This is a genomic window from Klebsiella sp. ZJOU C1 (genome assembly GCF_035620215.1).
Taxonomy (GTDB): domain Bacteria; phylum Pseudomonadota; class Gammaproteobacteria; order Enterobacterales; family Enterobacteriaceae; genus Klebsiella; species Klebsiella variicola.
Map to the genome: position 1 here is coordinate 4,248,904 of NZ_CP141644.1, position 12,352 is coordinate 4,261,255.

At 61.2% G+C, this 12,352-nt stretch carries 13 protein-coding genes; 11 read left to right on the forward strand and 2 right to left on the reverse strand.

Annotated features, from left to right (window positions below; genetic code table 11):
- Positions 1–59 precede the first annotated feature (59 nt).
- From speB to SPE70_RS20315, 9 genes are all read left to right on the forward strand, one after another.
- Positions 60–1,010 (forward strand): agmatinase, encoded by a 951-nt coding sequence (speB, locus tag SPE70_RS20275; RefSeq protein ID WP_004145693.1) that lies wholly within the window; start codon positions 60–62, stop codon positions 1,008–1,010.
- 10 nt (positions 1,011–1,020) lie between these two features.
- Complete coding sequence (locus tag SPE70_RS20280) at positions 1,021–1,884, forward strand: sugar phosphate isomerase/epimerase family protein (RefSeq protein WP_324726404.1); 864 nt, start codon at positions 1,021–1,023, stop codon at positions 1,882–1,884.
- The gene (locus tag SPE70_RS20285) at positions 1,881–2,957 is read left to right on the forward strand and encodes an isopenicillin N synthase family dioxygenase (RefSeq protein ID WP_032731120.1); all 1,077 of its coding nucleotides are present in this window, start codon (positions 1,881–1,883) and stop codon (positions 2,955–2,957) included. The genes SPE70_RS20280 and SPE70_RS20285 overlap by 4 nt, the downstream gene beginning before the upstream one ends.
- Positions 2,958–2,966: 9 nt before the next feature.
- Positions 2,967–3,770: an ABC transporter substrate-binding protein gene (locus SPE70_RS20290; RefSeq protein WP_016161662.1), complete on the forward strand. Its 804-nt coding sequence runs from the start codon at positions 2,967–2,969 to the stop codon at positions 3,768–3,770.
- 30 nt (positions 3,771–3,800) lie between these two features.
- A complete protein-coding gene (locus SPE70_RS20295; RefSeq protein WP_136047553.1) occupies positions 3,801–5,321 on the forward strand; it encodes an amino acid ABC transporter permease/ATP-binding protein in 1,521 nt (506 codons plus the stop codon).
- Positions 5,322–6,050 carry a class II aldolase/adducin family protein gene (locus tag SPE70_RS20300; RefSeq protein WP_004899997.1) on the forward strand — a complete coding sequence of 243 codons (729 nt, stop codon included), beginning with the start codon at positions 5,322–5,324 and terminating at the stop codon, positions 6,048–6,050.
- A gap of 5 nt (positions 6,051–6,055) precedes the next feature.
- Positions 6,056–6,988, forward strand: coding sequence for a 2-hydroxyacid dehydrogenase (locus SPE70_RS20305; protein ID WP_008806113.1), 933 nt, complete (start codon positions 6,056–6,058; stop codon positions 6,986–6,988).
- A 60-nt stretch (positions 6,989–7,048) separates the two neighbouring features.
- Complete coding sequence (locus SPE70_RS20310; RefSeq protein ID WP_047666864.1) at positions 7,049–7,843, forward strand: SDR family NAD(P)-dependent oxidoreductase; 795 nt, start codon at positions 7,049–7,051, stop codon at positions 7,841–7,843.
- A gap of 157 nt (positions 7,844–8,000) precedes the next feature.
- Positions 8,001–8,621: a hypothetical protein gene (locus SPE70_RS20315; protein WP_012540816.1), complete on the forward strand. Its 621-nt coding sequence runs from the start codon at positions 8,001–8,003 to the stop codon at positions 8,619–8,621.
- Positions 8,622–8,675: 54 nt separating this feature from the next.
- Here SPE70_RS20315 and SPE70_RS20320 read toward each other — a convergent pair whose 3' ends face one another.
- On the reverse strand, positions 8,676–9,512 hold the full coding sequence (locus tag SPE70_RS20320; protein WP_043876172.1) for a transporter substrate-binding domain-containing protein: 837 nt from the start codon (positions 9,510–9,512) through the stop codon (positions 8,676–8,678).
- A 466-nt stretch (positions 9,513–9,978) separates the two neighbouring features.
- Between SPE70_RS20320 and SPE70_RS20325 the strand changes: the two genes are divergently transcribed.
- On the forward strand, positions 9,979–10,530 hold the full coding sequence (locus SPE70_RS20325; protein WP_040968812.1) for a fimbrial protein: 552 nt from the start codon (positions 9,979–9,981) through the stop codon (positions 10,528–10,530).
- Between the two features lie 36 nt (positions 10,531–10,566).
- A complete protein-coding gene (locus SPE70_RS20330; RefSeq protein WP_008806118.1) occupies positions 10,567–11,256 on the forward strand; it encodes a fimbrial biogenesis chaperone in 690 nt (229 codons plus the stop codon).
- Here the strand turns inward: SPE70_RS20330 and SPE70_RS20335 are convergent.
- Entirely contained in the window at positions 11,253–12,347 is a 1,095-nt protein-coding gene (locus tag SPE70_RS20335; RefSeq protein ID WP_008806119.1) for a fimbrial protein, read from the reverse strand. The two genes, SPE70_RS20330 and SPE70_RS20335, sit on opposite strands and share 4 nt — an antisense overlap.
- Positions 12,348–12,352 lie beyond the last annotated feature (5 nt).

Here is a 12,352-nt window from a genome sequence, read left to right on the forward strand (position 1 = left end):
AGCGCGGGTTGCGCACTATCTCTCCTGTTACGTTTCATCCGTCAGATTCAGGAGCAGACATGGATAACCTCTTTCACCAACCGCAGGGTGGCAATGAGATGCCACGCTTCGCCGGCCGCGCCACAATGATGCGCCTGCCGTTTATCGAAGATTTACAGGGACTTGATGCGGCATTTGTCGGCATTCCGCTGGATATCGGCACCTCGCAGCGCTCAGGTACGCGCTACGGACCGCGCTATATTCGCGCCGAATCGGTGATGATCCGTCCGTACAATATGGCAACCGGCGCCGCGCCGTTCGACTCGCTGTCGGTGGCCGACATCGGCGATGTGCCGATCAATACCTACAGCCTGCTCAAATCGGTGCAAATTATCGAAGATTACTACACCGGTTTGAATAGTTATCCGCTGATCCCGCTAACCCTCGGCGGGGACCACACCATTACCCTGCCGATCCTGCGGGCGCTGACCAAAAAACATGGTCCGGTGGGGCTCATCCACGTCGACGCCCATACCGATACCAATGATGAGATGTTCGGAGAGAAAATCGCCCACGGCACCACCTTCCGCCGCGCCGTTGAGGAGGGACTGCTCGACCTCAAACGGGTGGTGCAGATTGGCCAGCGCGCCCAGGGCTATGCCGCCGGCGACTTCCAGTGGGGCGTTGACCAGGGCTTTCGCCTGGTGCAGGCGGAGCAGTGCTGGCATACCTCGCTGGCGCCACTGATGGCCGAAGTCCGCCAGCAGATGGGCGACGGGCCGGTGTATCTCAGCTTTGATATCGACAGCCTCGATCCCATCTGGGCCCCGGGAACCGGGACGCCGGAAGTCGGCGGCCTGACCTCCATTCAGGCGCTGGAGATCGTCCGCGGCTGCCGCGGCCTGAACCTGATTGGCGCCGATCTGGTCGAGGTCTCGCCCCCCTACGACGTGAGCGGTAATACCTCCCAGCTGGCGGCCAACCTGCTGTACGAGATGCTCTGCGTCCTGCCCGGCGTGAAGTACGCCTGAGGAAGCCGCCATGGAGCTGAAATGCTTTCGCACCCTCTGGGGAGTCACCCCCCCCTGGTCGCAAACGCTGGATGAACTGCAGCGCGTCGGCTGCTGCGGTATCGAAGCCCGCGTGCCGTTAACGGTGGCCGAACGGCGGGAGCTCGCCGACCGCCTGCAGGCGTCGGGGCTGGAGTATATCGCCATTCTTTTCAGCGGCGGCGGAGTGCTCCCCGCCCAGCATGAAACGCCGGAGCAGCATCTGGCGCGCCTGCAGACCCGCTTCGCCGAGGCCAGCAGCCTCAACCCGCGCTTTGTCAATCTGCTGGCGGGCAACGATCGCTGGCCGCTGGCGCAGCAGGTCGATTTTCTCGGCAAGGCGCACGAGCTGGCCGCCGGGTTTGGTTTGACCTGCAGTTTTGAAACCCATCGCGCCACCTCGCTGTACAGCCCGTGGCTCACGCTGGAGATTATTCAGCAGCTCCCCCAGTTGCGCTTTACCGCCGACATCAGCCACTGGGTGGTGGTCAGCGAGCGCCTGCTGGATGACCCCAGCGATGACTTCAGCGCCTTTATCGACCGCGTGCATCACGTGCAGGCTCGGGTGGGCTACGACCAGGGGCCGCAGGTGCCGCACCCGGCGGCGCCGGAGTATCAGTCGGCGCTGGCTTTTGCCGAGCGTTTCTGGCAGCAGGTCTGGTATTCACAGCGCCAGCGCGGCTACCCGCAGACCACGCTGACCCCGGAGTTTGGCGCCGACGGCTATCTGCACCATCTGCCGTTCACCAACGTCCCGGTGGCCGACCTCTGGTCGCTCAACGCCTGGATGGCCGCGCGCCAGCAGGCCCACTTTCAGCAGTTTTTAACGCTCACTGAACAGGAACCGCAGCCATGACCGCCGTGAAGCACGCTTTTACTGAACTCCCGACCATCGATATCCGCGATCTGGCCGGCGACGATCTCGCCAGGCGCCAGGCGGTGGCCGACGCCATCGGCCGCGCGGCGCGCGAGGTGGGCTTTTTCTACATCACTGGCCACGGCATCGACCCGGCGCTGATCGCCGGCGTCCGCGAGGCGGCGAAGCAGATCTTCGCCCTGCCGATGGAGGAGAAGATGAACTATTACATCGGCCACTCCAAAAGCCATAAGGGCTACGTTCCGGAAGGAGAAGAGATCTACGGCTCCGGCAAGCCGGACCATAAAGAGGCTTTCGATATCGGCTTCCAGGCAGCGGATGACCATCCGCTGGTGCTCGCCGGCACGCCGCTGATCGGCGCCAATGAGTGGCCCGATCTGCCGGATTTCCGCGCGCGGGTGCTGGCCTACTACGACGCAGTCTTCGCCCTCGGCCACCGTCTGTTCGACGCTTTCGCCCTCGCGCTCGGCCTGCCGGAAGGGTATTTCAAACCGATGGTGACCTGCCCGCCGGCCAAGCTGCGGCTGATCCATTACCCGTTCGACGCCAGCGTCGAAGATGTTCCCGGAATTGGTGCACACACCGACTATGAGTGCTTCACCCTGCTGCTCGCCGACCAGCCCGGCCTTGAAGTCCTCAATGAAGAAAGCGTGTGGATCGATGCACCTCCCGTCAAGAACGCCGCCGGAGAAGAGGCGTTCGTGATCAATATCGGCGACATGCTGGAAGTGCTCAGCGCTGGCACATTTGTTGCTACAGCCCACCGGGTGCGCAAAGTGCCGCAGGAGCGGTACTCCTTCCCGCTGTTTTTCGCCTGCGATTACCACACGCTGATCCGCCCGCTGCCGACCTTCCTCGCCGCCGGCGAAGCCGGTGAATATCAGGAGCTCAGCATCGGGGAGCATATGTGGAGCCAGGCGCTGCAAACCTATCGCTACCTGCGCGAGAAGGTCAATCGCGGTGAACTTCAGCTACCGGAGCGCGCGCGCGGCACCAATACCTTTGGCCATTTGAAAAAACAGGCACAGCAAAAAAACCCTAACCACCCGTGAGGAACCATGATGACTAGCACCCTGAAAAAAATCTCGCGCCGTGTCGCGCTTACCCTCGCCGTCAGCGCCTGTTTTTCCCCTGTCACCCAGGCGGCGGAACTGCTGACCGAGGGCGTCTTTAAGGTGGGGATGGAGGTCACCTACCCGCCGTTTGAGTCCTATGACAGCAATAACAACATCGTCGGTCTCGACCCGGATTTCGCCGCGCTGATCGCCCAACATCTGCAGGCCAAACCGCAGCTGATCGACACCAAGTTCACCAGCCTGATCCTCGGCATCGGCAAGAAATATGATGCGGTGATCTCCGGGATGTACGTGACGCCGGAACGCCAGAAACAGGCCGACGCCATCCCTTACGCCCTCTCCGGCGCGTCGATCATCGCCCTGAAGGGCGGCGCGGTGCAGCCGAAAACCGAAGATGAGCTGTGCGGTGTGAAGGTCGGCCTGCAGGCAGGCACCACCTGGGTGACCAGCCTGAAAAAACACTCCGATGAGTGGTGCCTGAAAAACGGCAAACCGGCCATCACCATTCAGGAGTTCCCGACGGCGCCGGAAGCCTCGCAGGCGCTGCTGTCGAAGAACATCGGCGCCCAGCTTGAGATTGCCCCGGCGGCGCAGATCATCGTCGACAAGAGCCGCGGCCGCCTGGGGATAAGCTCTACGCGCCTGGTCTACCCGCTGCCGCTGGGGATCTACGTCGCCAAAGGCAACACCGAGCTGGCGGAGGCGATTAAGGCCACCCTGGCCACGCTGAAAGCCAACGGCCAATATGCCGCGCTGATCAAAAAATACAACTTAGAAAGCATCGATTAAGACAATAAGCACTGCGCAACAGGAGTCGGTATGGCGTTCGATTGGGGATACTTTTTTTCACTGTTTAGCATTGGAGCATTCTGGCAGGCGTGCGTGACCGTGATCGTGGTCAGCACCTTGTCCTGGGGGATCGGCCTGGTGGTCGGTTTTCTGTTAGCCTGCGCGAAGCTCTCCGCGCCGCGCTGGGTCAAGATCCCCGTCGAACTCTATATCTGGTTTTTTCGCAGCGTGCCGCTGATGGTGCTGCTGGTGTTTGTCTACAACCTGCCGCAGCTGTTTCCGGTGACCCAGCCGCTACTCGGGGTGCCGTTTATCGCCGGGCTTGTGTCGATGACCGTCACCGAAGCGGCCTATATGGCGGAGATCCACCGCGGCGGCCTGCTGTCGGTGGCCAAGGGGCAGAGCGAGGCGGGCCATGCGCTGAGCTTCAGCTTTATCGGCATCCAGCGGCTGATTGTTATTCCTCAGGCGTTTCGCATCTCGCTGCCGACGCTGATCAATGAATACATCACCATCATTAAGCTGAGCTCGATTCTGTCGGTGGTCTCCTTACCCGAGCTGCTGCTCACCGGCCAGCGCTTGTATGCGCAAAATTTCCTCGTGATGGAGACCCTGCTGGCGGTGGCGGTGTACTACGTGATGGTGGTTACCGTCTTCACCTGGCTGTTCCGGGCGCTGGAAAATCGTCTCGATATTCAGCGCAAGCGTCCGCAAACCCTCAGCGAGGCGGAATGCCAGGCGCTGCGCCAGAGCCTGCCGGCGCTGACGGAGGAGATCAAAACGCCGGCCGTCAACGGCGCGCCGCCAGCGCTCGATCTGCGGGGCATCCGCAAATCCTGGGGTCAGCATGAGGTGCTGAAAGGCATCGATCTGCAGGTGGAGAACGGGGAGGTGATCAGCATCATCGGCCCGTCCGGCTCCGGCAAAACCACCCTGATCCGCACCATCAACGCCCTCGAAAGCCTTGATGGCGGGGAGATCATTCTCTACGGCGAGGACTATCTGAAGGGCGGAGCCATCGTCGACAAACGCCAGATGCGCGCCGGGGTGCGGCGCATCGGCATGGTCTTCCAGAGCTTCAACCTGTTCCCCCACCGCACGGTGCTCGACAACGTGATGCTGGCCCCGCGCTATCACGAGCTGCTTGACCAGCCGGTCGCCCGCGAGCAGGCCCTGGCGCTGCTCGACCGCGTCGGCCTGCTGGCCCATGCCCACAAATACCCCTGGCAGCTCTCAGGCGGCCAGCAGCAGCGCGTGGCGATCGCCCGGGCGCTGGCTCTGAAGCCGGACATTATGCTGTTTGACGAGCCAACCTCGGCGCTGGATCCGGAGCTGGTAGGCGAAGTGTTGAAGGTCATTCAGTCGCTGGCCCGCGAAGGCATGACCATGCTGATTGTCACTCACGAGATGGACTTCGCCCTGTCGATTTCCGACCGCGTGGTGCTAATGGAGAACGGCGTGGTGCAGGCCGATATCGCCCCGCAGGTGATCCGCAGCCCGCTGGAGGCCCCTTCTCTGCAACGAATCCGTGAATTTATGGGAGTACGCTAAATGGCAACTGAGCAACACCTGCGCCAGCAGTTGGCCGCCGCCTACCGGCTGGCGGCGCTGTTCGGCTGGGAGGATACCCTCTACACCCACTTCTCCGTGCGCCTGCCCGGCGACGGCGAGCCGCGTTTTTTAATTAACCCCTTCGGCATGATGTTTGACGAAGTCACCGCCAGCAACCTGATCGTGGTGGATATGCAGGGTAAGGTCGTAGAGGGCGACGCACCGGCTAACTCGGCGGGCTTTACCATCCACAGCGCGGTGCATATGGCCCGGGAAGATGCCCACTGCGTGATCCACACCCATACGCTGCCGGGAATGGCGGTGGCCGCCTGCGAGGACGGCCTGCTGCAGCTCAACCAGATCAGCACCGAGTTTTACCAGCGCGTCGGCTACCATCCCTATGAAGGGGTGGCCTTTGACCTCGACGAACGGGCGCGCATCCAGCGCTCGCTGGGGAATAATATCGCCATGATCCTGCAGAGCCACGGCCTGCTGTCGGTGGGCCGCACCGTGGCTGACGCCTTTTATATCATGTACTACCTGAACCGCGCCTGCGAGATCCAGATGGCCACCGCCCAGCTGGCGGCCCTCAGCCCGATCCACACCATCGCTCCGCACCTCAGCCAGCACGCCTGCGAGCAGCTGATGGGCGTGGAGCATGAACGTCAACAGGTCTGGCAGGCGTGGCTGCGCCGTCTTGACCGTCTCGATACCTCTTACAAAGACTAACGCCTATGTCTGATATCACTATCGTTGTGGATTGTAACGACGCGGATTTCGCCCGCGATATTTGCGCCGCCCTGCAGCAGTTTCCCGACGTCACGGCGCTTCTGCCCCATCACCAGGCGGCACGCGACGCCCAGTACGCCAGTTGCTGGTTCCCGGACCCGCAGCTGCTGAGCCGCTCGCCGGGGCTGAAGCTGATCCAGGCCGCGTCCGCCGGGGTCGATCATCTGCCGCCCGCGCTGTTCGCCAGCGAGATCCCGCTGTGCCGGGTGATCGATGAAGATTTTCGCCACGGCATGTTCGAATATGCTCTGTGGAGCGTCCTGTGGTTTCAGCGCCATTTCGACCGGGCGCTGGCCCACCAGCGAACCCAAACCTGGAAGCTCTATCCCCAGCGCGCCGCCGCCGACTTCCATATCGGCATTATGGGTCTGGGCGAAATTGGCGGCTATATCGCTGACCAGCTGGCCCGCCTCGGCTATCGGGTCTCCGGCTGGTCGCGCAGTGAAAAGCAGCTGGCTGGTGTCACCTGCTATCGCGGCGAGGAGGCGCTCGACCACTTTCTTGGGTCGCTTGACGGGCTGATTAACCTCCTGCCGCTCACCGCGCAGACCCGAGGTATCCTCGCCGCGCCGCTGTTCAACCGGCTACCCGCCGGGGCGGTGTTGATCAACTGCGGCCGCGGGGAGCATATGGTCAATGACGATGTGCTGGCGGCGCTGGAGAGCGGCCAGCTCGCCGGGGCGGTGCTCGACGTCTTCCCGCAGGAGCCATTGCCGGCGGACGATCCGCTGTGGCGCCATCCGCAGGTGGTCATCACCCCGCATATGGCCTCTGCGGCCCCTGCCGAGGTGATCGCCCGCCAGTTGCTGGAGAACATTCAGCGCCAGCGCCGCGGGCTGCCGCTGAAGAACCTGGTCAATAAGCACGCCGGTTACTGATCCCCAGCCATACTGCCGCTGCTACGCTTAATGGGAGATCCACAACCAGAAGGCAGGAACATGAAGATTGATTTATCGGGGAAAGTCGCGCTGGTCACCGCCTCCACGGCGGGTATTGGCTTCGCCATCGCCAAAGGCCTGGCGGAGAGCGGCGCAGAGATCATCATTAACGGGCGCAGCGAGCAGAGCGTGAACGCCGCCATCGCTCGTCTGCAAAATGAGGTGTCGGGCGCGAAGGCGCGACCCGCCATCGCCGACCTCAGCGACGCCGACGGCGCAGCCCAGCTGCTGCGGGCGGTGACCGGCGTCGATATTCTGGTCAATAACGCCGGGATCTATGGCCCGCAGGATTTCTACGCCACCGACGACGCGACATGGGACAACTACTGGCAGACCAACGTCATGTCCGGCGTACGCCTGTCACGGGGGCTGCTCCCGGCGATGGTCAGTAAAGGCTGGGGGCGGGTGGTGTTTATCTCCTCAGAATCGGCGCGCAATATCCCGGCGGACATGATCCATTATGGCGTGACCAAGACCGCGCAGCTGTCGCTGGCCCGCGGCCTGGCGAAATATGTCGCCGGCAGCGGAGTGACCGTTAACAGCGTACTGCCAGGGCCGACGATTTCCGACGGCTTTGCCGAGATGCTGAAAGACGACGTGGCGAAAACCGGCAAGTCGCTGGAGGAACTGGCGAAAGCGTTTGTCATGACCCATCGTCCGAGCTCGGTGATCCAGCGGGCGGCCTCGGTGGGAGAGGTCGCCAATATGGTGGTCTACGTCTGCTCGCCGCAGGCATCGGCCACCTCCGGCGCCGCACTGCGCGTCGACGGCGGCGTGGTGGATGATATTCTCTGACGCCCACCTCATTCAGGGGAGTCACCCTCTCCTGTCGCCTTCGCCGGCGCTAAACCGCGCAAAATGTTAAAAAAACGCGGCAAAGTCGCACAAAGTGAACAGGAACATGCATTCCCAAAACTTATGATATTTCTTTTAAGTATAAGTTGTGGTGTTAATGTCTCTGTTACGAAGCTTGCTATTCTTTCTCGGCGCGGCGGTCGCAGCCGCCCTCGCGGTACTCTGTCTGTGGGTGGATATTCGGGTGTTTGGCAACGACATCCCGGAGGTGTCGCTCACCGAAGTGGTGCAGGAGAGCGTGCTGGCCGTCATCGTACTGGTTCACTTCCTGCTGGCGCGAAAATATACCCACCTGCGCTATAGCAATATCCTCATCGGCGGCTTCTTCCTCGCCATGCTGATCCGTGAACTGGATGGCCTGTTTGATTTGCTCTCCCACGGCAGCTGGGTGTGGTTTGCCCTGCTGGCCACCGTAGGGTCGCTGCTGGCGCCGCTGCGCCATCTGCGTCAGACCCTGTCGCAGCTGGCGGAGTATACCCGCACGCCCTATTACGGGATGATGATCAGCGGCCTGCTGGCGATTCTGGTCTTCTCGCGGCTGTTCGGCATGCACGGCCTGTGGTACGCCGTGCTGGATGAGAACTACGCCCGGGTGGTGAAAAACACGGTCGAGGAAGGCAGCGAGTCGTTTGGCTATATGCTGTGCCTGACCGCCACCCTCGGCTACGCCTGCTACTTCCGCGGCCTCGCGCGACAGCCCCTGTCGCCGCAGCGCTAACCGTGGACGATAACCACCGCCGGACGCGTCTGCCGGCGGTGGCGCGCCGCCGCGTTAACCGCGAATTTTCCACTTCCGTTTGAGAACCTCTTTGTCCTGGCTATCCAGCCACTGGTTCACTTTCTCCAGCAGCGCCGGGTTATCCTTATTCATCATATACACCTTGTCGCTGGCGGTGCCGGCGAACGGTGTTTCGTTAGCAACGCAGAACACGCCGGGCTCTTTGCTTTGGTAATAGTCGCCTTCGATCAGGTCTGTCACCATCATATCGGCTGTTTTCTGCCGCAGCGCCTCCAGATTGTCGACGTTGTTCTGTACGCGAATGATCTGCGCCTGCTTGATATGCTCATCGACAAAGCTCTGGTTTGTGCCGCCAGGGTTGACGACCACCTTCACCTCCGGGCGGTCAATCTTCGCCAGCGAGCCGAGCCGCGGGGCGGCCTGGCAGTTGGCTAAGGCGATTTTACCGTTCGCCACTACCGGATGGCTGAGGGCGAAGTCCTTCGCCCGCGCCGGAGTCTGCGTCACGCCGCCCATCGCAATATCAAACTTGTCCGCCCGCAGATCGGCGGCGAGCGCTGGCCAGCTGGTGTAGACGAAGCTCACCTTCAGCCCCAGCGTGCGCCCGAGATCGCGGGCCATGTCCACGTCATAGCCCTGCAGCTCGCCGGCGGCATTGCGAAACGCCAGCGGGGCGTAATCGCCCGGCACGCCCACTTTCAGCTCACCGCTGTGCTCGATGGTTTGCATATCGCGCGCCTGGGCGCCGCAGGTCATTATCGCCAGCGTCAGCGCCAGCCCCACCGTCAGTTTCATCTCGCCATCCTTATCGTTATCGATTTTTCGCGCCGGGGTGATCGGCCGCTTATCAGTCCACACCATCCGCAGCATACGCCAGGGCATTCATCCTATTTTTAATCATCGTGACATACAACCCGGCAGCACGGTTGCCGATCGCAAATCTGGCGATAAAAAACAGCCCCCCTCCGGTGAATGATCCCTCATCTGCCGGGCGTAGCCTTACGTGAACGATCGTATTTTCCACCATGAAGTGGGTTCGAACACCTGGCAAAAAAGAGCAATAAGCTATTTCTAATGCATTGAATTAAAATAGCAATTTATTTTATCGAGCGATATTTGGCATTCAACTCGCGTTAATAACCGTCTTATTTACGTCGCAATTCCCCCACGCTACTATCCCGACAAAAGCAGCCCCTAAATAACAAGCCAGTTTATTTCCTGGTATTAATAAATTTGTCAGTCAGATGAATTAATAAAAAACATACCTGGCGTAAATAAGACTCATCAAAATAACGGCCCTGGCGCCAGCTTTACGGGCAATAGAGAAGGAAAGAAAATGAAAATAATCACGCTGTGTCTGGCGACGGTCTTTGCCGGGCTGGCCGCTGTCCCTGCACTCGCGGCAGAGGGCAAGCTGAATTTCATCGGCAAGGTCGTGAACGCCTCCTGCAAGCTCGAAGGGGTGAACGACAGCGGGGTCATCGACGTCAGTATGGGCGCTATTCCGCTGTCGAGACTGAAAAACAGTCAGTCTGGGACCGGGCCGGCGGTCGGCATCGACATTCGCGTTAAAGATTGTGAGAAAGGCACTTACTACATTGTGGTTGACGGCCCCTCGCCTGCCGACACACCTGAAAACCGCGTGCTGGCGCTCGACGGCAGCGGTAAGCCGGCCAGCAAGGTAGGTATTCTGCTCACTGACCGCACGGGCACCCCGCTCAGCCTCGATGAACGCCTTGATCCGCAACACGATCCCCGCATAGAGATCCCGGTGGACGGCGGCTCCGGAACCTTCAGGCTGAACGCCTTCTATTACACCTGGGACAAAACCCACGCCGATCCCGGCGACGGCAATGCGACGGCCCGATTTACCATTATGCAGGAATAGCTTCCCGGTCAGGGATGAGACGTCAAGGGAGTCCTCATGAAAACACAACTGGCGGTTCTGCTCTGCGCAGTGACCTTTCAGGCCTGCGCCGGGATCACCATTAATGCCACGCGGGTGGTCTATTCCGGGAAAGAAAAGGTCGCCAGCCTGAACATTCACAATCGCAGCAGCACGCCTTATAAAGTGCAGATCTGGCTGGACGCCGGACTCAATACCTCGCGCGTCGGCCTGCCGATAGTGGCGACGCCGCCGCAGGTCTATTTATCGCCGCAACAATCCGCCCAGCTGCGCTTTATCTATTTCGGCGGCGGGCTGCCCGGCGATCGGGAAAGCGTGTACTGGGTCAATATCCAGGAGACGCCTCCCGCAGCCGTCGGCACGCATACGCTGCAATTTGTCGTCCGTACCCGCCTGAAGCTCTTTTATCGTCCGCCCGCCATCACCACCACCCTCGCCAGAGAGGTGCAAAAGCTGCAGTGGCAGCAGAGCGGGAATCACCTGCGCTTTACCAACTCAGGCCCACTGCATATCACCCTGGTCAACGGGACGCTGATCGATAATAAAGGCCACCTCTCGCCGATGAGAAACGTGATGCTCCGGCCATACAGCAGCCATACCGTGATGACCACCGACAGCACTCGCCTGTACCAGCTGAACTATATCGACGACTACGGCGCGGTGGTGCCCATCCCCCTGCAGAATGCCCATGCGCCAGCGTCAGGCTAGTTATACTCCAGGGCGAAGGTCACCATGCTGTTGGCCGTGCCCGCCCCCACCGTGGCGTCAGTTTGCACATACTGGGCGTTAAAATTGATCGCCTCGGCGGTACCGGCGTTTGTGCCGGTCACCCTTTTCAGGATCGGCAAGTTGCTGGCCTCATTGATCTTAACGCTGGTGCCATCAGAGACCGCCGCGCCGGGGTTATTACCGTAGGTCAGCTTCACGCCGACGCCGCTGGCGCTGTTGCTGGCCTTGCTCAGGGCCAGGGTATCGCTCTCCACGCTGACGCCGAAAAAGCCGATGCGCACGTCGGTCGGCGACGGGCAGAACACCGGGATCGAAAAGCGCTTCGCCTGGCCGCCGGTGCTCCCTTTACCGTGAAACTCCGCCCGGTTTACCGTGCCCAGAGTGACCTGGATCGTCGACGTCGCTACCTGACAGCTGCCGCTGCTGCCGATGTCCACGTTCAGGGCCGCCATATCGATACTGACCGGCGCGCTGGCGACATAGCTGGCGCTCCCGCTGGCCTGCTGCTCAATGGTCATCTCCCCCACCTGCGGCAGCGACGGCGAGTTGGTGTGCGTCCCGTCCGCCAGCTGCACCGTCCCGGTTTTATAGAAGGTCACCGCGATCCTGACCGTGGTTTGCTGCTGCGTCATCAGCGCCGGAAGCATTGCGCTGTCGCACACCACCACCGACTCGCCGCCTGCGGAGTGGCTGCCATCGATAGCGCGCATCGGGCCGCCCGCGCACTGAAAGCTGAGCGAGTAACCGATGCCGTCGATGGCGCTGGGGTAGACGTGCTGTCCGTTAATCACCACCGGCGAGCCGCCGGTTTTCAGTTGCTTATAGACGATGCGTTTGGCGCTCGCCGTCGGCAGCTGCAGGTCGCAGGAAAAGGGGATCCCGCTGCCGTTATCCGCCATCGCGCTGGTCATCTGGGTATTGACCGGCAGCGTGGGTAAATATTTGATATTGGGAATATTGACCGTGGTCTGGCCGATATTCGCGCGGCAGGTTTCAGCCCGCACGCCGGGGAGGTAACCACTCAGCGCCAGCAGAAAGAGAACAGGAAGTAGACGAAAAACAGATTTCATAGCCG